The sequence below is a fragment of the uncultured Endozoicomonas sp. genome (assembly GCF_947495845.1).
GTDB lineage: Bacteria > Pseudomonadota > Gammaproteobacteria > Pseudomonadales > Endozoicomonadaceae > Endozoicomonas.
In genome coordinates, this window is sequence record NZ_CANMAO010000045.1 from 1 (window position 1) to 24,757 (window position 24,757).

28 protein-coding genes are annotated in these 24,757 nt (G+C 48.3%); 24 read left to right on the forward strand and 4 right to left on the reverse strand.

Annotated elements, in window-relative coordinates; genetic code table 11:
• Positions 1–115 precede the first annotated feature (115 nt).
• The 6 genes from Q1B11_RS18980 to Q1B11_RS19005 all read left to right on the forward strand — a co-directional run bounded on the left by Q1B11_RS18980 (position 116) and on the right by Q1B11_RS19005 (position 3,216).
• Positions 116–388, forward strand: coding sequence for a hypothetical protein (locus Q1B11_RS18980; protein ID WP_299735355.1), 273 nt, complete (start codon positions 116–118; stop codon positions 386–388).
• A 147-nt stretch (positions 389–535) separates the two neighbouring features.
• On the forward strand, positions 536–811 hold the full coding sequence (locus tag Q1B11_RS18985) for a hypothetical protein (protein ID WP_299735356.1): 276 nt from the start codon (positions 536–538) through the stop codon (positions 809–811).
• Positions 812–815: 4 nt separating this feature from the next.
• Positions 816–1,241 (forward strand): N-acetylmuramoyl-L-alanine amidase, encoded by a 426-nt coding sequence (locus Q1B11_RS18990; protein ID WP_299735358.1) that lies wholly within the window; start codon positions 816–818, stop codon positions 1,239–1,241.
• Positions 1,238–1,606 (forward strand): 3TM-type holin, encoded by a 369-nt coding sequence (locus tag Q1B11_RS18995; protein ID WP_299735360.1) that lies wholly within the window; start codon positions 1,238–1,240, stop codon positions 1,604–1,606. The genes Q1B11_RS18990 and Q1B11_RS18995 overlap by 4 nt, the downstream gene beginning before the upstream one ends.
• Before the next feature lie 3 nt (positions 1,607–1,609).
• A complete protein-coding gene (locus tag Q1B11_RS19000) occupies positions 1,610–2,170 on the forward strand; it encodes a ParB/Srx family N-terminal domain-containing protein (protein WP_299735362.1) in 561 nt (186 codons plus the stop codon).
• On the forward strand, positions 2,149–3,216 hold the full coding sequence (locus Q1B11_RS19005) for a GNAT family N-acetyltransferase (protein ID WP_299735364.1): 1,068 nt from the start codon (positions 2,149–2,151) through the stop codon (positions 3,214–3,216). Before Q1B11_RS19000 ends, Q1B11_RS19005 begins: the two co-directional genes overlap by 22 nt.
• A 195-nt stretch (positions 3,217–3,411) precedes the next feature.
• Here the strand turns inward: Q1B11_RS19005 and Q1B11_RS19010 are convergent, their stop codons facing one another.
• The 3 genes from Q1B11_RS19010 to Q1B11_RS19020 all read right to left on the reverse strand — a co-directional run bounded on the left by Q1B11_RS19010 (position 3,412) and on the right by Q1B11_RS19020 (position 4,841).
• Complete coding sequence (locus tag Q1B11_RS19010; protein ID WP_299735365.1) at positions 3,412–3,726, reverse strand: hypothetical protein; 315 nt, start codon at positions 3,724–3,726, stop codon at positions 3,412–3,414.
• 347 nt (positions 3,727–4,073) lie between these two features.
• Complete coding sequence (locus tag Q1B11_RS19015) at positions 4,074–4,469, reverse strand: hypothetical protein (protein ID WP_299735366.1); 396 nt, start codon at positions 4,467–4,469, stop codon at positions 4,074–4,076.
• An 18-nt stretch (positions 4,470–4,487) separates the two neighbouring features.
• Entirely contained in the window at positions 4,488–4,841 is a 354-nt protein-coding gene (locus Q1B11_RS19020) for a DUF3768 domain-containing protein (protein WP_299735367.1), read from the reverse strand.
• 125 nt (positions 4,842–4,966) lie between these two features.
• Between Q1B11_RS19020 and Q1B11_RS19025 the strand changes: the two genes are divergently transcribed.
• From Q1B11_RS19025 to Q1B11_RS19085, 13 genes are all read left to right on the forward strand, one after another.
• Positions 4,967–5,452 carry a hypothetical protein gene (locus tag Q1B11_RS19025; protein WP_299735368.1) on the forward strand — a complete coding sequence of 162 codons (486 nt, stop codon included), beginning with the start codon at positions 4,967–4,969 and terminating at the stop codon, positions 5,450–5,452.
• Between the two features lie 98 nt (positions 5,453–5,550).
• Positions 5,551–6,375: a terminase gpA endonuclease subunit gene (locus Q1B11_RS19030; RefSeq protein WP_299735400.1), complete on the forward strand. Its 825-nt coding sequence runs from the start codon at positions 5,551–5,553 to the stop codon at positions 6,373–6,375.
• A gap of 5 nt (positions 6,376–6,380) precedes the next feature.
• Positions 6,381–6,581 (forward strand): hypothetical protein, encoded by a 201-nt coding sequence (locus Q1B11_RS19035; protein ID WP_067518561.1) that lies wholly within the window; start codon positions 6,381–6,383, stop codon positions 6,579–6,581.
• A gap of 2 nt (positions 6,582–6,583) precedes the next feature.
• Positions 6,584–8,053, forward strand: a complete 1,470-nt coding sequence (locus tag Q1B11_RS19040; protein WP_299735369.1) for a phage portal protein — start codon at positions 6,584–6,586, stop codon at positions 8,051–8,053.
• Positions 8,043–9,053: a head maturation protease, ClpP-related gene (locus Q1B11_RS19045; RefSeq protein ID WP_299735370.1), complete on the forward strand. Its 1,011-nt coding sequence runs from the start codon at positions 8,043–8,045 to the stop codon at positions 9,051–9,053. Before Q1B11_RS19040 ends, Q1B11_RS19045 begins: the two co-directional genes overlap by 11 nt.
• 42 nt (positions 9,054–9,095) lie before the next feature.
• On the forward strand, positions 9,096–9,467 hold the full coding sequence (locus Q1B11_RS19050) for a head decoration protein (protein ID WP_299735372.1): 372 nt from the start codon (positions 9,096–9,098) through the stop codon (positions 9,465–9,467).
• A gap of 61 nt (positions 9,468–9,528) precedes the next feature.
• Positions 9,529–10,518 carry a major capsid protein gene (locus Q1B11_RS19055; protein ID WP_299735375.1) on the forward strand — a complete coding sequence of 330 codons (990 nt, stop codon included), beginning with the start codon at positions 9,529–9,531 and terminating at the stop codon, positions 10,516–10,518.
• 19 nt (positions 10,519–10,537) lie between these two features.
• Positions 10,538–10,831, forward strand: coding sequence for a hypothetical protein (locus Q1B11_RS19060; protein ID WP_299735377.1), 294 nt, complete (start codon positions 10,538–10,540; stop codon positions 10,829–10,831).
• Complete coding sequence (locus Q1B11_RS19065; RefSeq protein WP_299735379.1) at positions 10,821–11,414, forward strand: hypothetical protein; 594 nt, start codon at positions 10,821–10,823, stop codon at positions 11,412–11,414. Before Q1B11_RS19060 ends, Q1B11_RS19065 begins: the two co-directional genes overlap by 11 nt.
• The gene (locus tag Q1B11_RS19070) at positions 11,392–11,802 is read left to right on the forward strand and encodes a hypothetical protein (protein WP_299735381.1); all 411 of its coding nucleotides are present in this window, start codon (positions 11,392–11,394) and stop codon (positions 11,800–11,802) included. Before Q1B11_RS19065 ends, Q1B11_RS19070 begins: the two co-directional genes overlap by 23 nt.
• Before the next feature lie 28 nt (positions 11,803–11,830).
• Entirely contained in the window at positions 11,831–12,574 is a 744-nt protein-coding gene (locus Q1B11_RS19075; RefSeq protein ID WP_299735383.1) for a hypothetical protein, read from the forward strand.
• A gap of 60 nt (positions 12,575–12,634) precedes the next feature.
• Positions 12,635–15,607 (forward strand): tape measure protein, encoded by a 2,973-nt coding sequence (locus Q1B11_RS19080; protein ID WP_299735385.1) that lies wholly within the window; start codon positions 12,635–12,637, stop codon positions 15,605–15,607.
• Positions 15,607–15,987 carry a hypothetical protein gene (locus Q1B11_RS19085; protein WP_299735386.1) on the forward strand — a complete coding sequence of 127 codons (381 nt, stop codon included), beginning with the start codon at positions 15,607–15,609 and terminating at the stop codon, positions 15,985–15,987. Before Q1B11_RS19080 ends, Q1B11_RS19085 begins: the two co-directional genes overlap by 1 nt.
• 34 nt (positions 15,988–16,021) lie before the next feature.
• On the opposite strand, the gene Q1B11_RS19090 is transcribed toward Q1B11_RS19085, so the two are convergent.
• Positions 16,022–17,200, reverse strand: a complete 1,179-nt coding sequence (locus Q1B11_RS19090) for a MerR family transcriptional regulator (protein ID WP_299735388.1) — start codon at positions 17,198–17,200, stop codon at positions 16,022–16,024.
• A gap of 91 nt (positions 17,201–17,291) precedes the next feature.
• Here Q1B11_RS19090 and Q1B11_RS19095 point away from each other — a divergent pair, with 91 nt between their 5' ends.
• The 5 genes from Q1B11_RS19095 (at position 17,292) to Q1B11_RS19115 (ending at position 24,743) form a co-directional block, all read left to right on the forward strand.
• Entirely contained in the window at positions 17,292–20,822 is a 3,531-nt protein-coding gene (locus Q1B11_RS19095) for a hypothetical protein (protein ID WP_299735390.1), read from the forward strand.
• Entirely contained in the window at positions 20,822–21,778 is a 957-nt protein-coding gene (locus Q1B11_RS19100) for a hypothetical protein (protein WP_299735392.1), read from the forward strand. Before Q1B11_RS19095 ends, Q1B11_RS19100 begins: the two co-directional genes overlap by 1 nt.
• On the forward strand, positions 21,778–22,545 hold the full coding sequence (locus tag Q1B11_RS19105; RefSeq protein WP_299735394.1) for a hypothetical protein: 768 nt from the start codon (positions 21,778–21,780) through the stop codon (positions 22,543–22,545). The genes Q1B11_RS19100 and Q1B11_RS19105 overlap by 1 nt, the downstream gene beginning before the upstream one ends.
• Entirely contained in the window at positions 22,542–24,395 is a 1,854-nt protein-coding gene (locus tag Q1B11_RS19110) for a hypothetical protein (RefSeq protein WP_299735396.1), read from the forward strand. The genes Q1B11_RS19105 and Q1B11_RS19110 overlap by 4 nt, the downstream gene beginning before the upstream one ends.
• A gap of 93 nt (positions 24,396–24,488) precedes the next feature.
• On the forward strand, positions 24,489–24,743 hold the full coding sequence (locus Q1B11_RS19115; RefSeq protein WP_299735398.1) for a hypothetical protein: 255 nt from the start codon (positions 24,489–24,491) through the stop codon (positions 24,741–24,743).
• Positions 24,744–24,757 lie beyond the last annotated feature (14 nt).

A 24,757-nucleotide genomic window follows, 5' to 3' on the forward strand; every position in this document is an offset into this window, starting at 1 on the left:
ACCCAGTATGGAAGCCAGCTCATACCTTATTATGCATTGCTATATCTGGCTTGCGGTGTTTTTGTCCCGTACATAGCTCAGATATATAAAAATGAAATAAATGGAGAGCAGTTCCATGATGGATTTTCCTAAGCTAAGTTATGTAGAAATGAATCAGGTAGTACCTGATCTTGAGAAACCAGAAACTCTTGAAATAAGAGTGCCTGTCATTATGTGGCATGGGCGGAAAATAGAAATTAGGCAAGCAGTCTTAGAATATATGCGTTTGGTCAGTCCAGATATAAAATCCCGAGAGCAACAAACCTTAAAACAGGTTTTTCTAAAGATAATTGGGACTATTCAACAATCGCACCCAGATTATTTTAGCCGCTGTATGGCTCAAGATTAGTGCTCATAGATTGGGAAAAACCAACGAGTTGCTAATGATTACGGAATAAGGCATATCTTTTCAAGATATAAAACCTCACCTCTCTTTTGAAGAAAAGCGGCGTGGGGTTTTTTATTGCCCAAAATTTCTCCTTGTGCAGGATGCTTCATGACTGACCTCTCCGACCGTCTGGATCGCATTGATGTGAAGCTGGACAAGCTGAGCGAGGCAGTATCCCAACTCGCCAGAATTGAAGAACGTATTTCCCATCAGACTGAAAATATGGGCCAGATTGATTCCCGGCTGAACGATATGGAAGCCCGGATCAGAACATTGGAGCTTCAGGGAAGTTCCCGTGGTGTTCTGCTGGCTGGCATCGAACGGTTTGGCTGGATTGCTATCTCTGCGCTCATTGGTTTGGCAGCTTACTTCTTTAGGAAGTGAATACATGATTCCAAGGACGAAAACCAATTACATCGTGATTCACTGCTCAGCGACTCGTGCTGACCAGCATATCAATACAGACGATATCCGTCGCTGGCATATGAACGACAACGGATGGTCGGATATCGGCTATCACTGGGTGGTCGAGCGAGATGGTTCTGTTCAGCAAGGCCGTGATGTTGACGTACAAGGCGCTCATGTTCGGGGTCATAACCATGAATCTGTTGGTATTTGCATGGTTGGAGGTATGGCTGAGAATGGCGAGCCTGAAGACAACTTCACTTCTGAACAGTGGTTGGCTCTGGAAATGCTGATTGAATCTCTGGAACTTCGTTATCCAGAAGCCCAAGTAGTTGGCCACTACTTCTTTACCCCTTACAAGACTTGTCCGAACTTCATCGTTGAGGACTGGTTGGAGTCGATCCAATGAGTTTTGCTGCAGCTATCCTTATTGTTGGCAAGATCATCGAGCGAGTGATTCCCGATCCGGGTAAAGCAGCAGAAGCCAAGAATCAGCTGGTTGAACTGGCAGTCAATGGCGAGCTGGATGAATTGGCTCAACGTGCCGTAGTAATCAATACCGAAGCCACAGGCGAAAGTTGGTTACAGCGTAACTGGCGCCCTATTGTGATGCTGGTCTTTACCGGGTTAATCGTTGCTAGGTGGTTAGGCTGGTCGGCTCCGGATTTATCAGAAGCGGTTGAACTGAAACTGTTCTCTATCGTTCAGATTGGCATCGGTGGCTACATTGCCAGTCGGGGCATTGAGAAAGTGGCAGACAAGATAAGGCGCTAAGGAATGGCAGCTAAAAAATACAAGATGATGGATCGCAAGGTGAATGACCTGATCCCTTACTTAAACAACTCACGGGTTCACGATGAAGAACAGATTATTCAGATTTGTTCGTCTATCAAAGAGTTTGGCTTTACCAATCCGGTTCTGATTGATGAGGATAATGGGATTATTGCTGGTCATGGTCGTTTAATGGCAGCGAAGAAACTGAATCTGAAAACCGTTCCCTGCATTGTGCTGGCCGGTTTATCGGATGCACAAAAGAAAGCCTACATCATTGCGGATAATGCCATTCCTCTGAATGCCTCTTGGGATATGGAAAAGCTGGCTCTGGAAGTGGATGCTCTGCAAGCGGCAGACTTTGATTTGAACCTGCTCGGTTTCAAGGATGATTTCATGGTTACCCTGTTTGATGATCCCGCCCCTGAACCAGAACAGAAGCCCAATGGTGAGGAATACACCGAAATCTTTAATATCCTGGTGGAGTGTGACAACGAAGCCCATCAGCAGAAAATCTACGACGAACTGACACAGAAGGGACTGAAATGCCGAGTTCAAAGCTTGTAGTGGAATCTGCCATCAAACCTTCCTTCCGCACTGAAAAAGTCAAAGGTATGTTTGATATTGATATGCAGTCGGTGAAGAAGTCATTTGACGTTGATATTCCCATTGAGGACAAACCCTGGAACATCGGCCTAATTGTTGGCGCCAGTGGTTCCGGAAAGACGACCATTGCCCGAGAAGTTTTCAAAGACTTTGAACTGTTCTCAGGTTATCAATGGTCCGATAATTCCGTGGTGGATGATTTCAGTGAAGACCTGAGTGCAAAGCAGATTACCGAATCCTTGAGCAAGGTCGGATTTTCCTCACCACCGGACTGGTTAAAACCTTTTTCAGTACTCTCCAATGGCCAAAAGATGCGGGCGGAGTTAGCCAGGCTAATCCTTGAATCCGACAAACCAGTGATCTACGACGAGTTCACTTCAGTGGTGGATCGTAAAGTAGCAAAGATTGGCAGTGCCGCTATTCAGAAATATATCCGCAAGGAAGATAAGCAATTCATTGCCGTCAGCTGTCATTACGACATTGTGGACTGGTTACAGCCGGATTGGGTCTATGACTGCAACAAACACACCTTCAAACGGAGGCGTCTTCGGCGACCAGACATCGAAATCAACGTCAGAAAAGCCGAGCAATACGAATGGGCATTATTTAGGCAGTTTCACTATCTGAGCAGTGACCATAATCGTTCAGCCCATAAATACATTGCCGAGATCGACGGTGAACCCGTGGGTTGGTGCAGCGTTTTGCACTTCCCTCATCCGAGCAATAAGAAGCTGAAGCGACTTCATCGGACTGTGGTATTGCCTGATTATCAGGGCTTGGGAATTGGGTTTCAGTTACGCTGCTATATCTGTGAAATATATAGGCAGCAAGGCTATAAAGTGAATACCGTGACCACGTCGCCTGCGTTGATTCATGCCATGAATAAGTCCGACCGATGGATCATGACTCGTAAACCCGGGCGGGTCGGCATGCCTGCTCAGTCCATATTGAGTAAGCATTCGTTCGACCGGTTGACCTGTTCGTTTCAATACGTGGGCAATGATTGAGGCATCGTATATGGTCGGTTCTACGTCGATTTGGCGGGTCATTGAATGATTGCAATAGGTAACATGATCAACATTGAAAACAACGTGTGGTGACGATTTACCGGTGTCTGGTGTTGATCCGTTAGTGCATGAATAATCATCAAACTCAAAAAAAGCAGGCATCGTCGCCTGCTTCGTGAAGGACCGAATGGTTGATTAAATGCGGAATACCTCCTCATCCTTTTTACCACCGTTTTCAAAGCATTGGGTGACTTCATCAACCGCAGATTTCAAAGCATTGAGAATGGCGTCGGATTGTTCATCGGTGTAGTCATAACGATCATCATTCGCCAACGATGAAATGGATTTCAATACCCGAAGGGCTTTGGGTACACGAATGTTAGCCAGTTCAGAAAACTTTTCAGAATTGGACTTTTCAACTTTCTTTTCCGTTTTTTTAGTCGCCATGGTTTTATCTCCTTTTGCGTTGTTTTTAGCAGTCGTTTTCGCAGTAGATTTATTTGTTGTCATGATGTTTCTCCTTTCGTTTTGTTTATTAAACGTACACTTTAACTATGGGTGAACTGCCGTATATCTCAATCTTTATTCTGAGTTATCCATCCTCTATAAGGGTGATTTCACGATGATTTATGCAGTAGGTAATGGGCTTTATCCTGTCAACTTCAAAAGATCGTGGGTCCCTGCAATGTTTAACTTCTTGCGGGTACGAACGGGCGCGGATTTGCGTTAGTGACAGGTCTGAAAACGAGGTATGCACAGGTATACAAATCAGCATTAAGTAGCTGATAAAATAGAGAAAATTCTGATTCATAAATTGACTGGGCAGGTATACATTCTTGCCCTCCCTAGCGAGTGAATTATTGCTGCTTTTTCAACCATTGCTGAATCGTCAGTTCTCTTGGCAGTCTCTGATGCAGCCAGTCATCAATCAGTCGCTCAACCAGCTTGCGAAACTGGTTGTCATCCGGAAAATCCCAAGGCTCAAATTCCGGGTGCTGTTCGCACAATTCGATCCAGAGCTGAGCGGCCAGCATTTCAGAAACCTCATAATCAAAAACGCCGGGAAAACCTTCCACTTCATTCTTGGCGTGTTCGATCTCACTGATAATCTGGCTGTAGCGGCAGAGGTTCTGGATGAATTCCAGTTCACCGTCGCCAAATAGTTCAGCCGGTGTTCGGGTCTGGTTGCTTAATTGATCCAGAACTCCAGCACAGAAATAATAATGGGTGATCAATTGGGCTTCGTTATTCATTGTGATTTGTCTGCGTTGTCAGTAATCAATGGCCAGCATAATAGTCAGTACCCGGATGGTTTTGTTTAAATCTGAAACATCTTCCGAGCCGTGTTCCATATCCGGGGCGTAATAATCAAACTTGGCAATGACCCACTCATCTTCGAATTGAATACGAAAACAGTCGTGTTCCTCATAGGGATCATTGTGCTCATTGAAGTGGTCAAATTCGGCAATGGCTTTCAGCAAACCGACTTTGTTCTCAATGGTGTTCTGCAAGTTGGCAGTCATCATGATTTCAAACCGACAATGGATCAGGGCAAGACTGTTCTTCACCTCCAGATTCACCAGTGATTGTCGGACAGCATCATTTAACGTGGCGATTTCATTCATTAGTACATCCTTTATTGATTCATTTTTTGTTGTCGCAGTAGCTCTATAGGGGATGGCCACGATAAGTCGAGAGAAATTAAGACGAATGTCCATATTGAACGAGATGGCTCTAGGTATGACTTCCAATGGCGCTGATTTCTCAAGCCGAATTTGCCAGACAGCAGGGCTTTACCAGAGGCTATGTCACCAAGCTGATCAAAAAGGGCATTGTGAAACTCCAGCATGGCAAAGTGGATTCGGTACAGGCTGAACAAGCACTGAAAGCGAATGCCGATCCGGTGACGTTAATTCGTTCGGATCAAACGACAGAAACACTGCCCGGTCAGCAGGGTGCTGTGGATTTTGTGACTGCCCGTACCATGCGGGAAGCCTTCAAAGCAAAGATGGCCAAGCTGGAGTACGAGGAGAAAAGCGGAACACTTACGGATGCCGCCAAGGTAAAGCAGGATGCATTTAAGGCTGGAAGGATTGTTCGTGATGAGCTACTGGCCATATCCGATCGAATGGCAGATGTTCTGGCAGCTGAGGATGATCCTAAAAAAGTCGCAGAACACCTTCAGGGAGAGTTGGCGGCAATACTCAATGGGTTGGTCAAACAACAGACAAAATAAAGCTCCGATCAACGGGGCTATAATTTCAGTAATGTCAGTTTGTTATTTTTATTGTCTGACTCTGGCCTTTTCGTAGCCAATGCTCCTTCCTGGAACTGATTCTTAGCTTTGCTTACACCTTACTTTATCAGCGAAGGGAGCATTACCCGGCAGAAGTACCATGGTGGGTAGAGATTCTGACTGTTGGCTGCGATGTGCAGGATGATCGCTTTGAATTTGAAGTCACCGGCTGGGGAGCTGGTGAAGAAAGTTGGTCTATCGATTACATCCGGCTCTATGGCGATCTTTCTCGCCAAGGTATCTGGGATGCGTTGGCGGATATGCTTCACAAAACCTATACCCGGCAAGATGGCACCAAGATGAATGTGGCGCAGGTCTGTATTGACTCTGGTGGCCACTACACCGATGAAGTGTATGCATTCTGTCGTAAGCAAGGCGCTGATTGGGCAATCCCGGTTAAAGGCTCATCTCAGGCTGGTAAGCCAATCGCCACTTTCCCCAAAACCAAAAACAAGAAAGGTGTTTATCTGACGTTGGTTGGCACTGATACCGCGAAAGAACTGATCTATCAGCGCTATCGAATCCTGGAACCCGGCCAGGGCTATTGTCACTGGCCAATCAAAGACTGTTTTGATGAAGACTATTTCAGACAGGCAACCGCCGAAGAAAAGTTGAAAAAGTACCGGCTCGGTGTGCCGTATTTCACGTGGGATGCCAAGAACCGCAGAAACGAAGCGTTGGATTGCCGGGTTTATTCACTGACGGCTATTCGCATTCTGCAACAACATCGTGGCATTAATCTGGACTTACTGGCAAAAGGTCGTCCAGCACCAGAAGCGATTCCTGATCCAGAATCAGAAGACACTAGCAGCAAACCCAAAGCAATTCGTCGATCTTCCCGCAGTTCTTACCTTCAGAGATAACCATCATGATCACCGAAGCAGAATATCAGGCTCTGAAACGGGCAGTGTTACTGCGTGAGACGCGCACTGTGGAATTTGAAGGGCGCAAAGTGGAATACAGCAGCTTTGGGGAAATGGAAAGACGACTGCAGGCCATTGAGCGTGAACTGATGAAGCAGCAAAAGCGTCCACGGCAGTATGGCATCTATTCATCAAAGGGAGTTTGAGCGTGGGATTGCTCACCAATCTTGTCCGTCGATTTAAAAACTCGGCTTATACCGCCGCAGGTATGGGGCGCCGCACCAAAAGCTGGTATGCACCAGGGCTATCACCCAGTACGGCACTGACCGCCGATCTTTCCAAACTGATCAACCGTTCCCGGGCAGCGATCCGTAATGATCCCTGGGCAAGCAGTGGCATGGAAAAGCTGGTCAGTAATGTTATTGGTCGTGGTATCACACCCAAGTCGTTAGTGGATGACGATGCTTTACGAGAGCAACTGCAAAACCTGTTTCTGCAATGGTCGGATGAGTCTGATGCGGACGGTCTGCTAAGTTTCACCGGCCAGCAATCGTTGATTACCCGCTCCATGTTTGAAGGTGGTGAGTGTTTTGTCCGGCTTCGTCCTCGCAGGCCAGAAGATGGTTTGACAGTTCCGCTACAGCTTCAGGTGTTGGAATCGGAATTCGTACCCATCAGCTATAACGAAGCGTTAGACAATGGTCATGTGATCAAAGCGGGGATTGAGTTCAATAAGCTGGGTAAACGGGTTGCCTATTACGTTCACCGGGAACACCCAGCAGAATTTGCTTTCGACAGTACTCAACTGGTTCGGGTTAAAGCAGAAAATGTTCTGCACATTTTTGAAGCCCTGCGTCCCGGTCAGCTGCGAGGCCAACCTTTACTGACTCAGGTATTAGTCCGACTCTATCACTTGGATAAATTCGATGATGCCACGCTGTTACGACAGGAAATTGCCAACCTGTTCACCGGCTTTATCAAAAGACCATCCCCGGAACAGGAGCCCATTGATCCACTAACCGGCAAACCGCTTGTATTCGGCGACAATGGTCTTCCCATGGTGGCCATGGAGCCCGGCACCATGCAGGAGCTGGCACCAGGAGAAGAAGTGGAGTTCAACAATCCACCGGGAACTGCCGCCGATTACCCGAACTTTATGAAGCAGCAGCTGATGGCCATTGCTGCGGGTATTGGTCTGCCTTATGAAATGCTGTCCGGTGATATGGCCGGTGTCAGTGACCGGGCATTGCGACTGATCATTAACGAGTTCCGCCGACGCATTCAACAGATTCAGCACAACCAGATTATTTTTCAGCTCTGTCGCCCGGTATGGAATCGCTGGCTGGATATGGCGGTACTCAATGGTTCGGTTTCCATTCCTGACTATGCCAACAAACCAAGAGCCTATCGCCGAGTGAAATGGATTGCTCACGGCTGGCCTTATATGCACCCCGTTCAGGATATGCAGGCGCAGAAGATGGCAGTGCGTTCCGGCTTCAAATCTCGATCAGAAGTGGTCAGCGAACTGGGTTACGACAGTGAGCAGATGGATGGTGAGATCGCAGCAGACAATCGCCGGGCGGACACCCACTCTTTGAAATACGACAGCGATTGTCGTGATCCGGAAAACAGCAAAGCCTCTAATCAACCAGAAAAGGATGACAAGGATGAGTCATAACCGACAGTGGTACACCTTTAAAAACGAAGCGAACCAAACCCCGGAGCTGTATATCTTTGATGATATTGATGACTGGTACGGCGTTTCGGCACAGAGCGTGGTTGATCAAATCCGAAATCTCGATGCCGCAGACATCAATGTTCGCCTGAACAGCCGGGGCGGTATGGTGTTTGAAGGCATTGCCATCTACAACGCTCTACGTCTGCATAAAGCCAATATCCACGTCACTATCGAAGGCTTGGCTGCGAGTATTGCCAGCGTGATCGCCATGGCTGGTGATACGGTCACCATTGCAGAGAACGCCATGATGATGATCCATAATCCGTATGGTTGGGCTCAGGGTGATGCGGAATCCATGCGCAAAACCGCTGACATTATGGATAAGATCGCGGACAGTATTGCCGTGTCGTACACCGCCCGAACTGGAAAGAGTCTGGAAGATATGAAGGCGCTGATGGAATCCGAATCCTGGTTCACGGCAAAGGAAGCGCTGGACATGGGATTGGTGGATCAAATCGATGAACCCGTCAAAGCCGCTGCCCGTTTCGATCTCTCCATGTTCACCAATGCACCGGAAGGCTATGGACATATCGAACCCACAAAAAACCAAAGCGAAGAACCTGAAACACCTGCTCAGACGGTGGAGCCGCAACCTGACATTGCTGCTGTGGCTATTGCTGATCTTTGCAGTCAGGCTGGTTATCCGGAAAAAACCGCTGCGTTTCTTAAAGCGTCATTTCAGGAAGATGAGGTCAAGGTGCGGCTGGCCAACTATGATCAGATTAAAAACCTCTGCCAGACAGCTCAATTCCCGGATAAAGCAGCGGCTTTCATAAAAGACGATTGCACAGTATCCGATGTTCAAAACCAACTGCTCGAATTGCTGGCTTCAGACGATGAACCTATTAATAACGCCCTGACACCCAAACAGCAGGGCTTAAAACAAACAGCAACCGCCATCGATACTCAGGCGATCTACAAACGGCGCAACCTGGCTTAACTCTTAACTCTTACCCTCTCCCAACCCAAAAGGACTTTACCCATGACTGTAAAAACGGAATCGGTTTATACCGGCGAATTTCTGGTGTCTGAAGGAAACAACACTATCAGCCGTGAGCAGGTGGTGTTTGCTGCCAATCTAACCATGCTACCGGGCACCATTGTGGCGATGGCTACAGATACCGGATTATTTCAACCACTTGATCCCACCGCAGATGATGGTTCCCAAAATGCCTTGGGTGTGCTGTATGCAGGTAAGACTACAGATGCCAACGGTGGCGATGGTGTGATCATCAGTCGGTTGGCAGAAGTGGTGGACAGTCTGCTGATCTGGCCTGAAGGCATCACCGATGAGCAAAAAGCGACAGCTGTAGATCAACTGGCTGCACTGGATATTATCCTGCGCACTGAATAACCCTCTCTATTTTTTGCTGTAACCCTTTCTTCACAATCTTCCGTTATCAAGGAGCGATAACATGCTGGATATTTTTAACGACGATGCGTTCAGTCTTACCAGTCTGACCGCCACCATCAACGAGATGGATTACAAACCCGGTCGCCTTGGGCAATTAGGGCTCTTTCAGGAGAGTGGCATCAATACCACCACCGTTGTCGTGGAAAGCATCAATGGTGAACTCCGTTTACTGCCTTCCAGCGAACGTGGAGCACCAGCCACTCAGGCCATTGGCGATAAACGTCAGCTGCGCAGTTTTGTGGTGCCCCATATTCCACATGACAGCACAGTACTGGCGGCCGAAGTACAAAATGTGCGGCAGTTTGGCAGTGAAGATGCCATGCAAGGCGTTCAGACCGTTATCAATCAACGGCTGCAGAAGATGAATGCCAACCATGAAGTCACTCTTGAGTTTCTGCGCATGGGCGCACTTAAAGGCGAGATTCTGGATGGCGACGGCAGCACCATTCTCTACAACTTGTTTGATGAGTTCGGTGTTACTCAGCAGAGTCATGACTTCAAATTCAGCAGCACGACCACGGATATTCGTGCTCAAGGCGTCAAGGCTCGTCGCTTGGTGGATGATGCGCTGGGTGCGCTACCTTACAGTGGCCTTCACGCATTCTGCGGATCAGATTTCTTTGATGGCATGGTCGGACACAAGTCAGTCAAAGAAGCCTACCAGCGTTGGCAGGATGGTGAAGCACTTCGCACCGATCCCAAAGGCAAGTTCCGGTTTGCGGATATTGATTGGGAAGAGTATCGCGGTTCCGTCGGCGGCAATGACTTTGTCGCCGACAATGAAGCGTATCTCTACCCGGTGGATGCGGATATTTTCAGAACCTGGTTTGCGCCGGCGGATTTTGTGGAAACGGTGAACACCATCGGCCTACCACGCTATGCCAAACAGAAGGTGATGGACTTTGAGAAGGGCGTGATTATTCATACCCAGTCAAACCCGCTGCCTATTAACTTACGACCACGGGCGGTGATTAAACTCACCATGAGTTAAGCATAAGGAGACTGCTTAAATGGATGAAGCTTTTAAAACGATGGATCACACCGTTCTTTCAACCTTTGGGCAGTCGGTGCTATTGACGCTTTCTGATCAGTCATCGTTGGAAACTCGTGGGATTATCGCTAAGGAGCTGGTACCTCTTGGGCAATACGAAGCGATTCAGGGCGAAGTAACGGTTTTGTCGGTTGATAGCGCTGTTCGTTTGAAGCGTGGCGATACCGTTTTGGCCAATGGTCAGACCTACGAAGTGGATTGCAAATTAAAAGACGATGGCTATTTAGCCAAGTGGAATATCTATGCTCATTGAACAGGACATCAGTGGTGACCTTGAAGAACTGATGGCCTTGTTCAAAGACGCTCCAAAGAAAGCCGATCGAGCGATTCACCGAGCGCTATCCAAATTAAGCCGTTGGGCTGAGCGTCAGGTGTTGCGTGATTTGTCTCGAAGAATGAAGGTTTCTCAAAAGCTGCTGAGAGAAATGAACCGCATCAAGGTTCGGTTAAACAAAGGGTATGGCGGAAGTAAGTGCTATTTAACGATCTGGATTGGTGTGAATGAAGTGGGTGCTCACCGGTTTGGAAACTCAAGGCAAACCCGCAGTGGTGTCAAAGTGGGCAGTCACCACCTGTGGGAAGGCAGCTTTTTGATGCAACCGGCGAATGCTTCCAAAGCACTCATCTTCGAGCGCAAAGATAACTGGCAGCATCGCTATCAGCAATCCAAACGCTCAGGCCGCTGGATGTGGATGGGTTTGCCATTGGAGAAGAAGACGGTGCGTATTGATGTTGAAACGGAAACCTCTCTGAAGAAAATCAGCCCGCAGCTGGTGAACCGGTTTACCGATCTGCTGCATCAGGAACTCAACTATGCCTTCAACATCGAATCCTGAACGACAGATTATTGATAACCTGATCACACGATTAAAGCAGGTTTCAGAAAATACGCTGCTGGGTTACTCAGCCACCGGTCAGGAAACGGATTTAGACCTGCCTGCCATCTTGGTGCAACTGGAATCCATCAACGAAGAACAGAGGCAGGGTGCCAAAGCCAAGTATCGTATGGCATTCAATATCAGTGCCGTGGCGAAAACCAACAAAGACACCACATTTACGTTGCTGGAATTGACCCGCTCAATTCGAGGGCTGTTCACACAGGAAACACGCTTCACGCCGGAAGCCCGAAATATCAGCTTCAGTGAAACCCAATTCGATATTGCCCCCAGCAATGCCCACCTGTCGTTTGCAGACCTGCAATTACAGATCGACGTCATCCTTTAACCTCACCTTCCTGATAAGGAGATAACCCATGTCTACGATGGATCGTAGTTTTATTGGTGCCGGAAGCATCTACCTGAAACCCGCGGATGATTCTGCACCACTGTTGCCTGTTGGTAACGTGAGCGAGTTCAAATTCAGTTTTGAAGAAGATAAAAAAGAGCTGAAGAACTATCTCGGCGGTGGCGGTAATCGCAATACCATCAGTCGAATCTCGTCTATCTCGGCCAGTGTCACAGCTCATGATTTCACTGCGGATAATTTGGCCATGGCGCTGAGAGGTTCAGCGACAAGCGCTTCAACCACAGCAATCACCGATGAGCCTCATACCAGTTTTGGTGTGGCTGATGAGCTGATTCCTTTTGATAAAATCCCCGATCTGACCAAAGCCATCACGGTGAAAGACAGTCTGGAAACCGCGTTGACCGAAGGTGACGATTACATGCTGACCAAGGCGGGTATCAAAGTGGTCGATGGTGGCGGCATTGATAATCTGGGTGTATCGGTCAGTTATACACCGCTACCGTCGGATATGGTGCAGGCGCTGATCGAATCCGGAAAAGAGTTTGCCTTGTTTATGGAAGGTCTAAACGATGCTCAGGATGGCAAAGCATTTAATATCCGGGTGCATCGGGTGAAGTTCTCACCGGTTCAGAATCTCGATTTTATCTCGGATGATTTTGCCAGCATTCCGTTGGAGCTGGATGTACTGGCGGATACCACTGTCACAGGCTCCGGTCTGAGTACTTTTATGCAGATCGATCTGGCGCAGTAATTTTCCTAAAACAGCCCCTGCTTATTGATAAGTGCGGGGCGACTTGCCCAAGAATTCTCCATGGCCTCAATCAAACAGTCCGCGATTCAGCTGGTTCTAAAAGCGAAGGATGCGCTGTCCGGTAAAGTCAGGCAGTCAGCACAATCTCTCGACTATCTGAAAGGCGAAGCGGCCGAGCTGAAAGAACAATTAGGGAAGCTGAAAGATCAAAAGGCATTGCTGTCGTCTTTTGAACAGCAAACCCGGGCAACTCACGAAGCCGGTAAAGCGTTTCGTGCAACTCAGGCAAAAGTAGAGCGCCTTGCCAGAGAACTGGATCAGGCAGAAAAGCCAATCAAGGCCATGCAATCGGCTCTTAACCGAGCCAGGCAGGAGGTCAAAAAATCCAACACCGCTTATGGGCGACAACGTGAAACCCTGGCCAAGCTCAGAGGACAACTGACGAAAGCAGGATTGTCCAGCAGCAAACTGGCACAGCAACAACAAAAGCTGAGCGATGAAATCGACGAGACTGGCTATGCTTTTGAGAAGGCCAATAAAAAGGCGAAAGCGGCAGATCGAACCCTTAAGAAAAACACGTTAAAGACAGTAGCCAGAGATGCAGAACAGGCATCATCGGGCATTGGTCGTTTAACCCGACGTTTCACTGCGTTGATTGCAGCGGGTGCCGGGTTGTACACCATCAAGCGTGGTATTGAATCCATTCTCACCACGGGTGATAAGTTTGAGCGCTTAAATGTTCAGTTGGAAGCCATCATGGGTTCTATGGCAGAAGGTGAACAGGCGCTGGCCTGGATCAAAGACTTTACCCGCAATACGCCATTCCAACTAGAAGAAGTCTCTGAAGCCTTTGTACGACTGAAAGCGTTTGGCCTCGATCCCATGGATGGCACCATGCAGGCCATTGTGGATCAGGCATCCAAGCTTGGTGGAGGAATGGAGCGGCTGAATGGTATCACGCTTGCAGTTGGTCAGGCTTGGGCAAAACAGAAGCTTCAGGGTGAGGAGATCCTACAACTGGTGGAGCGTGGCGTTCCCGTCTGGGAAATGCTGGAGCGAGCCACGGGCAAAAATGTTCAGGAGTTGCAAAAGCTTTCCACAGCCGGAAAGCTGGGGCGAGATACCATTGCCTTGTTGATCGCTGAAATCGGCAAAAGCTCAGAAGGTGCTGCTGCCAAGAACATGAGTCTACTGTCGGGTTATGTCAGTAACCTGAAAGACAGCTGGCAGAACTTCCTCGGTGAAATAGCCGACAGTGGTGCACTGGAATACACCAAGAACCTACTAGGTGATATTGCCAATAAAATAGAGGCAATGAATCAAGATGGTCGCTTACAGGCATTGGCTCAAAAGATCAGCGATGCTTTTGTGGCCATGGGCGATGCAGTACGGCATACCTTATCGGGTTTAACCTTTGAGGGTGTAGTTGCCAGGATTCAAACCGGATTTGCGGCCATCACTGAAGTGATGGGCAGGCTGAAGACGACCTTTACAGTCACCAGTAATACAGTCTCTTTTTTCTTCAACAGCTTCTCACTGGCAGTAAAAGGCTTTGCAGCAACGTTTCTCTATACCGTTGGTGAGATCATTTACGGCTGGGGAAAAATTGCCGAGGTGCTTGGTGCAGACAGTATTGCCAAAAGCCTGCAGGGAACCACCAATTACCTCCGCTCTCTCGGTCAGGAGTTCGCAAAGCAAACCGCAGAAGATGCCAATGATGCCAGGAACTCGTTGGTCGGCATTTATGATGCGTTATCCCAAAAGCATCAAAGCACTCAGCAAGACATTCGTCGTGAAAATAAAGTCACGGTAGAAGCCGCTCGTGAAGAACAAAAACAATACCAGAAGGAACTGGAACAAACCGGCAGCACAGCAAAGCAGACTGCAGAAACCACCAAAACAGCATTTGCGGATGCAGCAGATGCCATCAATCAGATCAACGGCGCAGAAACCCGAACAGAGTTAGCCAGCCTTGGCGTAGCTATTGCGGAGGCGTTTACAGAGGGTACACTTTCCCTTGAGGAGTACACCAAAGCCACGGAAGCGAGTCGGCAAAAACTGGCCGAGTTAACGGCTGAATCAGAAAAAACCAAAGAAGCATTAAAAGACACCGGTGATGCAGCAGAGTCATCCGCGAAGCAGCAGGAAACCTCCGTTCAAAGTATGGCCGGAGCCATGGCCGCGCATTACAACCATCTCACCTCTGAACTGATGGGTATGAGTGCAGCCGCCCACGATGCCTTCGTGAATATGGGCAATATTGGAAGTGTCCAGGCTAATACTGCCATCGATGGAATATCGGAACTCAAAAATCAACTTCAGGAAACTAACGATCAGTTGGATAGGCTGAAATACGACCCCGTTGGCGACTTTGTTGGCATATCCTCCTGGATGACGGAAACCGCGAGAAACGCAGCGTTTGTTAAGAAGGAATTTTTACAGCAAAAAATTGCCCTGGAAGATTTGTTGGAAAGTTATGAACAGGGTGAAGTCAGCGCTCGACGTTTTGTACAACAGGGAGAGCGTACTGCTGAGACTCTTAATCTGCTCAATAATCAGGATCTGGGCCGCCTCAATAACGCCATTCGCTCAGCAGAACAAACTATGTCGCAGCTTGGCGACAGTTCACGTAATACCCTCGATAGCCTGCAAGATGAGTTAGATCAACTTCAGGGCAAGCAGGATGATATTGAGAAACGCCGTTATGAAAACCGGCAAAATGACCTCAAAGGCCAAAAAGAAGAAGCCGTTGCCAGTGGCGACCAGCAAGCCATCAAGAACCTGAACAAAGCCCTACAAGTCAGTGAACAGATATACAGCGAGCGACGCAGGCAGACGCAGCAGGAAAAAAGGAGTACTCGTCAACAAGATCAGGTTACCCAAACAGCAATGCCGACCAGAATTGAACGACAGCCACCACAGAAAGTCATCCGGCTTGAATACCCAAATGGTGGTGTGAATGTGGGTATTGCGCCTACCGATGAAACCAAACTACTGGAAGCATTGAAAAACGCAGGCATGAGGACAGTCTGATGCAGCTAGATGACATTGTCCTGCCGGATGATCTGCTCTGGGTTAATGAGTTCGACTGGAACCCTGTGGAGCAAAATCTAGAGCGGACTTTGACTGGTGCCTTGCTGGTTCAGGAAGGCATGCTGAGTCATGGTCGTTCAATAGTGCTTTCTGGCAACGGTGAGGCCGGTTGGGTATCCCGTATAACGGTCAAGAATTTGTTTGCTCTCTCTAAAGCAGCGAATAAAACAATGACGTTGACCTTCGCAGATAACAGTCAGGTCTCAGTTATTTTTGATCGGTCAAACGGAGCTGCCGTGCAGGCACAGCAAGTTTTACCCTTTGCCTATCCGAAGGATAGTGAAGAATACCTTCTGACTCTCAGACTATTAGCGTTGTAAAAGATATTCATTCACTATTTGGAAGCAGGACTTTCTATTTTTTCAGGACAAACATTTGGTACCCGAATTCACCCAGATAGTTTTTATATACACCCAACTCCCTGACAATACTTTTTAAAGCCTGGGAATTATGCATTTCACTCTGCAAATCTTTTACTCGGTCTCGTAATGGAGCGATATAGAAATCCCAGGCTTCCTTACTTAAAGGGAAGGTGCTAATCAATTCATAACCTGCCGTCCTGACTTGGTTAATACGGTCATCAACATTGGTCATATCCGGATAATCATTATCCCAGAAGGCTTTTGCCTCTGGATTCGGTTTGTCTTTGAGCCAAACCAGATCGCTTACGACAAGAACGCTTTCGTCAGTTAATAAAGATTTCCATTGTCGAATGGCATTTTCAAAACCCATGATATAGGCGCTGCCCTCACACCAGATCAAATCAAACCTTTCCGGTTCAAATGGCAGATCAGTCATGCTGGCAGAAACTGTTTCTATACGATTTGTGAGGCCTGCTTCTTTTGCGCGTTCAGCGAGTCGTTCGAGGGCAGACTCTTCGTTGTCTACAGCTGTTATATGGGCTTGAGTATGTTGAGCGAGCAACGTTGTTGCTATGCCTTTTCCACAGCCAATTTCAAGAATTTTCCGGGGCTGATAGGGAACTAGGGCTAGAGCCTTCAAGCTATCTTGCTCCGATCCAGGTCCCCAGCGATCGAGTGTGGCAAAAACGCGCATAAAGTCTGCCATGTATTGTTCGTGTTCGTTCATGTCTTTTGATAACCACTTTAAATATAGGGCTTCTTTTTCAGTAAAGCCCTGATTAATTAACCATTCCCGATGTGCGTCCGGAGCCATTTTATCCATTGATTCATGCCAGTCTGATAGCTTGCCTTCGCCTAAGAGGGCGGCCAGTAATCGTCGGGATTTCTGCTTTCTGGCAATGTCTTCATCAAGCAGGTGCAATCGATTCAACAACAGTTCACGGTCAACTCTGGTATCAAGACAGGCTTTGCACTCTTTTAAAGTCATACCCCCTGCCAGAAGGTTTTGAATTAACCGTAGACGCTGAACGTGTTTATCACTGTAAACACGATAGCCGTTGTCCAGTCTTTGTCCGGTAATGAGGCCCTGCTTTTCATAGTAAAGAAGGGCTGTCCGGGAAAGTCCTACCAGGTTTGCAAGTTCAGAAATACGGTACAACCAAAACACCATCGGTCAGGAATTCATGATGTAGGAGCTTAAACTATAAAGCTGTAGACAGGTCAAGGTGATGAGGAAACAATTTAAATACTAAGGATTTTCCATGGCTATAAATAGTAACGATGTAAAACTCTTCGAGAGCCAGCGCCTCACGGACGAGGAAGACGGTGGTGGTCGGGTGACGGGCAACGAGGTTATTGATGGTAATGTAAATAACCTGTTCCGGGATATTTCCCGGATAGACCGTACCATTGGTGACGTGGCTTTGCGTAAAGCGTTTGTTGGCATCAGCACCGACAATAACGATCCGTATCTTGGTAGCCATCTTATCCTGACCGAGCCTCCCAAGGATAAAAATGTCTCTGTCTTGTTGTTTGATACCGATAGCCAAACCGATGAGCGAGGCAATGCCAGAGACAGAATTGAAAGCTATGTTGTGCCGGGGATTCAGGCAGATTGGCATTTGATCGGCAACCAACTGGAAGGCCAGAGGTCAGTGGTCGGCTATCAGCGTGAGAGTTCACCTATCCCTGAAATTGGTGAAGTTTATCGCCTTACGAATCCTGATAGTTTTGGGCAAGCCAGTCAGTTTATCCGTATTACTTCTGTCTCCCATGAGCTGGTGACATTCAGCTACAACACAGGATCGTCATTTATTGATTTTGAGCGCCGCAAGATTGAACTGGAAATTAGCGCTCCATTGATCGCTACCTTTATCGGATCGCAGCCAGTTCCGGGCGCACCAGAGGAAGCGACCAGTCTGATTCAGGGGACGCAGATAGCCGACACCTCCCGCTATTACGGCATCCAATCCCTTAGCGCCGATGTGAACGCAGGCGACCTTAATATAAAAGCTGAAAGCGTTTATGCGCCTTTGGTGCCGAGCGCCAAGGTGGAAACGCCTCTGCTCGATCAATACGGCGGCTATACCGGAAAGACGATGGTGGCCACAGCGGAATCTAATCGATCCGTCAGTTGTCGCTTTGTTCATATCTCAGGCAACCAGAGCAGAACCTATCTTCAGCGTGGCGTACTGCCGGGAACACTTACACTGTCTTTTGATGGCGGCACTTTTCAGGATGATGGCGCTGGTAATCTTATCCCTGCCAGCGGCTCCAACAATTACTCTCGCATGACCGTGGATTATGAATTGGGTGAGGTCAATGTATGGCGTACCAGCAATTTTACAGTGGGAAATGGCACAGCAATCTATCAGCCAGCGGTGGGCATCAAAGGCGCTGCGGTATCGGGCGCAATAGAAGTCACTAATCAGAACCGGGGCTTTAACTACACACTCAACATGGCAGAGGCCAAGCCAAGACCGGGGACGCTGGTGGTCAGCTATATCGCTCTCGGTAAATGGCAGGATATCCGGGATACCGGCAACGGCCAGATGACGGGTTCGGGAACTGGCACCATTATCTTTTCCACAGGGTCGGCAGCGATCACCTTGGATGCGCTGCCTGATCCGGATAGCGCTCTGGTTTTCAGTTACATCGCACAGAATGATGATGAGGTCACTATTCGGACTGGCAATGTGCCGGTTGATAATATGGTCTTCAGGCATACCGTGGAAAAACCCGGCATCAAGCCCGGAAGCCTGACAGTGACGTATGTATCATCAGGCGATACAAAAATTCTGACCGACCAGAGCAATGGCCTGTTAACCGGCGATGGCAATGGTGTTATTCATTACGCACCGGGCGAGCTTTCTTTCACTCTGGATTTTCTGCCTGATAGCGATACTGAAATACAGCTGACGTATGAAGAAGGCACCTCCGCAGGTGGCGAGGTCATAGTATCCGTCGATGGTCAGGGCGTAATGAGTGGCACCATTCCCGACGCTCCCCTATTGCCCGGTTCAATTCAGCTTCAGTTTTTAGTCACTCAGAAAACCAATGTGCCGAGCCATTCGGATAAGCTAAAAAACTGGACGACCTATTCCTCCACTAAAAATGTCGCCAAGACGATCAGCGATGATACGGCTGGTGGCTGGCGTGGTGTGACAGGCGTGATCGATTACCAGACAGGTGCCTTTACGGTTCTGGCCGTGAATGATTACAACTATCCCGAATACACCTATGAATGGGCATCTCCTACTCGTGTTTATAAAATCAGGGCAACCAACAAGACGCTGACCCAAGTATTTAATGGCGGCAGCATAACTGCCATCGCTCAGGCCAGTAACCTTGCTCATGCGCCTCACACCGAAAGTATATCGTCGCCAGAGTTAACCATCGACCTGCTTCCATTGATGGAGAATGCCGTGTTGCTCCCCGGCAGCGTAGTGTTTGAATGGAATAATGAAATGTACTTTGACCGGGACGGCGTTTTATATCGGGACATCAGCACCGAAACCAATGCAGGCATTCAAGTCGGCCAGATCGACTACAGCGGCGGCAATGCGACACTGGCTGTTTATCCATCAGGCACAGTCAACACAGCCACCTTACACGCTGGTGCAACCATCGGTTCAGGTTTTCAGATCGATAATATTTCGTTCAGAACTCCGGGGTCGCCTCTTCGTCAGGGCAGCTTACAGCTAACAGCGGTTCGGGTGGATAACGCAGATATCATTACTGCAACGGCTGACTTCAATGGCGTGATTGATACTGCAGAAGTTCAGGGCAAGATTGATGTGACTACGGGCTGGTGTGAGCTTTCTTTTACAGACGGGACTGATCCTATCTATGTAATCCCGCAAAGCATCCGCTATAACTGCATCGTCGAAACCAGCCTGCCTCTGGATGCTGAATTAATCGGCCTTGATCCGGTTCGCTTGCCTGCCGATGGTCGGGTGCCGATCTTCCGGGCGGGTGACATTGTGGTGATTTCCCATACCGCCAGCACCGATGCAGGTACTCCAACGGCAGGCCAGCAGATCATATTAAGCCGAGACCACCAAGCGGAGATTACTGTAGAAGACAGCAGCGGCGTATTACTCGCAGCGGATCAATATACGGTTGACCGTGAGGCAGGCACCCTCGACTTTGCATCGCCTTTATCACTGGTGGATTCAGAAGGCGCTGCGCTCTCCGCACCCTTTGCTATTAAGGATCGGGTCGAGCACATGAGCGTATTAAGCGATGTGCAGATCAATGGCGACCTCTCTATCATCGCTCCTGTGCCTTGGAATTTACCAGCGGCAGAAACTACGGTCAGCAGCGCTGTCGTATATGGCGACATGCAGGCGAGAGTGAAAAACTTCTTCAGCCAAAAGGTGTGGACTAGCGGCGATCCGAACTGGACGGATTATAGCATTGGCGACCAGACCACTGCCCAATACAACACCATTAACTATCCGGTTGAGACCACCAACAAGGGAGCGATCTACGGTAAATGGGCGATCATATTTACCAGCAGTACTGCCTTTCAGGTAGTGGAAGAAAAGCTCGGCATTATAGGGACGGGCAGCACAGCCACCGATACGATACCAGTCAATCCATTGGCAGGCGTTCCTTACTTTACGATCAAAGCTGATGGATGGGGATCAGGCTGGGCGACAGGAAATGCGGTGAGATTCAATACCGATGGATGCCTTGCTTCGGTGTGGGTGTGTCGGACGGTATTGTCGGGTCAGGGTACGGAAACCAGCGACGATTTCACTTTGCAGATAAGGGGAGATGCTGACTAATGGCCGTTAATTTTTATTCATCAGAAGATGCTGGCGCTCCGCAATGGAATACCAGCGTATCCGTTGGCAAAAATAATATTATCGAAATACTGGATGCCGTTCTCTTAACGGGCTATGGCAGCAAACCGGGGCTTGGCTGGACGAAAGAAATGGCCAGCACCATTAACGACCGAACGGTTTATTCTAACCAGTCGGCTCATGCCAATAAGATGAACCTGTTAGTTCAAAGTCATCCGTCAAATAGTAACGGCGCAATGTTCCAGATTGCAGAAAGCGTCGTTACGCCAGAGGAGTTTTATGGATATAGCTCATGTATCTCTTGTGGTACGACTTACGGTGTCAATCGCTGGATCATTATTGGCGATGAAAGGACGTTTATTTTTGCACTGATGCCGAATTCAATGAAGACATCTCACTTCTATGTTTATGCACCCAACATCATTTATGTCGGTGACGTAGATACTGACGGTTTTGAAATGCCGAATGCTTGGTGTCTGCTTGGATCACATTCTTATAATGGCAGTATGAATACAATAACAAACCCCAATATTGGTTATGGAATATTCAATAGTATTGGTACCACGCAGGTAGCTTTAACAAGGCCATTTACTGCCCTTCCGGGAGAGGATTGGTCAGAAAATAACATGAGCTTTCAGTGCATGGCTCTTAATATGTCTAGGTACATAACCGATTATTGGCCTTCAAAAGTAAGCGGCATCGAAGACCTTGATGAGTTTCTGACAAACGTAAGTTATCAATCGGACTGGTATATTTATCTTGAAAGTAAATATGTGTTCCGTTTGCGAGGCTGTATCTCATTCACACCTGAGCTTTTTTATTTTGATAAAGCGAATGGGCAGACCAGAGGCTTTGTGCCATTCACCATTGACGGGATTGACTACTGCCATTCTCATAATTGGAACGGGATGTTTTTTCAAACATCGGGAGAGTGGTAATGGTGACCTATGTTCAACCGCTAAAAATTAACACCCCGAGTCTTAATTACGAACATAAAGCAAAAGGCACTTTAAAAGTCGATGGATTGCCATTTAATGGCGTAGTGATATTACTCAGCCCACCCCTTGGGTATATCCGCTCCGGGTCAATTTCTAATGGGCAATTTTCATTTATTGGCGTTCCTCCGAAATGGCAGAATATGCCTCTGGTGGTTGCCATCTCAGTAGATAATCAACTGTTTAGCCAGAAAGTAGAGGTGAATAATGCCGTTATTTATGATCTCGTCATTAGCACCACTGGCGGTGGCGGCGGAGCGCCAACAGGTGACCCAGCCACCATTACCGGCAAAGTAGAACGGGTTCTGGATAATCAGGCTCTCCCTGCTGCAAGACAGCTGGTAGCTATCGAAAACAAACCCGATGGCACATGGGCTGTTACTGGTAATACTGTCAGCGATACGGAAAACGGCAGTTATACGCTCAATGTGCTGACGGATGGCGGCGATACGTTTGTTATGGCATTGGACGACTATGGACAGGTGTTTACGCCAACCGCTTCAGTCGCCATTGGTGACGTAATACACCCAACTGTGCCTAACGGTCATGTTTACAGCGTAGAAGTCGGCGGTACTCTACCTGAGATGGAGCCGCAATGGTGGGAAGCGGGATCGTCAGGCATCCAAGCAGCAGGCGATGTTACGCTCCGAGCGCTCCCCTTCTATCGACCTCTGGTACACGGTTACATCAAGGCGAGCCTGATTGAGTGAGTTACCAAATTCCATTAGCCGATGTGGATTTCAGATTTGATCGCCCGTATACGGTCACCTCTGCTGCCATTGCTGATTTTACGTTTGATGGCCTTCCGTTTTTCCATTATTCCAAACCTCCGGGCTTGCTACGGGTTCTTGTTAGTCAGTGGTCTTCTCCTTCTGAAAAATTAGAGAGCGATATTCGTGCTGCCTCCAATGATGCCGCAGAAAAAAACCTGACGAAAAAGCAGCGCAGCTATCAGGCTGAAATGATTGTCAGTTCGGGCAATAGCGTTTTATGGGGAAAGGTGGACGAGAAGCAGGCTGCGGTTCACTTCCAACACGGCATCGCTATAAAGAAGGAAGCAAGCGCCAATGATGCGTGGGGAGAGATTGCGACAAAAGACAGCGGTCAAACGCTGAAATGGGACAAGAGCATTCGGGAAAAGCAGGAGTCCCTCGATGTACCTTGGGGAGATGGTCGGCCTCAAGATAGCGCAGTGGCAGAAGGCATGCAGTCAGTTGACTTGTATGGTGCGGCCTCAAAAAAATATTCAGGCTATGTCCATCCGGTTCAACCGATCAACTTTGTCTTTGATGATGCACTCTACACACCCGCAGAGAATGGCTCGGTATTTTTCCAGATAGGTGAGATTCAACCAGCGCTCCCGGCGATACCGACAGACACTAAAAGACTGTTCAGCTTTAGCAGCAACCGCACCAACGATAACACTGTGGTTATCCCTTGGGGCTTCGGGCAAAAGGCCAAGGATGAAGAAGTCACTGGCAGTTATGGTGGTGAGATTGCCCCGAACGTTGTTGAAAAGCCTGAGCCAGAACAGCCAGATATCAGGGAGAGCTATCTGCTCATGAATACCATCACCACTGTCGTCTTACCGGATCGGATACCACTGGAACTCCCAAGCCTGGAAATCAGCCTCGATATTGATAGTTTCTCATGGAGTTTTACCGGGCAACTGATCGGCGCTACCAACATTGCTATGGTCGAGCCTGATGAAAATGGACCAAAGCAAATAGAAGTGGACATCAATGGTTGGAAATGGATCTTCATCATCGAACGCTACAGCACTGATAGACGTTTTGGCAACGAGCGATACACCATTTATGGTAGCAGCCGAACACAGCTGTTAGCGGCACCATATGCGCCCATGAGAAGCAAGAGCAACAGCAGCGATCTCAATGCAAAGCAGGCGATTAGCGAAGAGTTGGCCAATACCGGCTTTACCGCAAGTTACCCTGACCTAAACGACTACAGTACACCGGACTGGATCATGCCTGGTGGGTCATTCAGTTATCAAAACCAAACGGCTATACAGGTGGTTGCTAAGGTTGCAGGCACTGCCGGATCAGTGATTATTCCAAGTCGTGATGAAGACCGTCTCAACATTCAACCAAGATACCCTGCCAGCCCCTGGGTATGGAACACAGCAACGATAGATAAAATCGTACCTGCCAGTATGGTGATCAGCCTGAGTGCCAGCTGGCGACCAGAGCAGGCATACAATGCCGTTTATGTCTCCGGTACCAATGCAGGCGTCGCAGTGAATGTGAAACGTCAGGGCACCAACGGCGACAACCCGGCTCCGGATATTCTGGAAGATTGGTTAACCGAAACGCAGGTAAATACTGAGCGTGGGAGAAATGAGCTATCGAAGGGAGGGAATCAGAGTATAACCTCTATCGAGCTACTCTTAACCGACACAGTGCCAGGTTTAATCGAACCAGGAATGCTGGTGGAGATTTTGGATGTCACCGGAGACTGGCGAGGGCTTTGCTTAGCGACCAGTATCAGTGCAAGTGGTGTTGGCAGGGTTGTCCAATCTATCGAGCTTGAACGCCACTATTAGAATAGTTGCCCGGAGGGAGTAGGGCTCCGGGACTTTTGTTTCTGCCGAATATGAAAACAGCCACAACCAAAATATAGCAAAGGGATTGTTATCATGGCGACCAGCAATATCTGGCAGCAGTTCAAGGCTCTTATACCAGAAGGGGTAAGGATTGTGGCCATGGTGACCGCCAATAATGGCAACGGCACCAGCCAGGTTACTCTTAGGGATGGAGCAGTAATTACCGTCAAAAACGAATCAATTTCTGCCGGACAGAAGGTGTTTATAAAGGATGGGGAGGTGAAACACGGAAAAATCATGAAACCCCGCACCCTGCAAGCACCTCAGACAGATATCGAGTGCTCATAGCGGCTTTTTTTTGC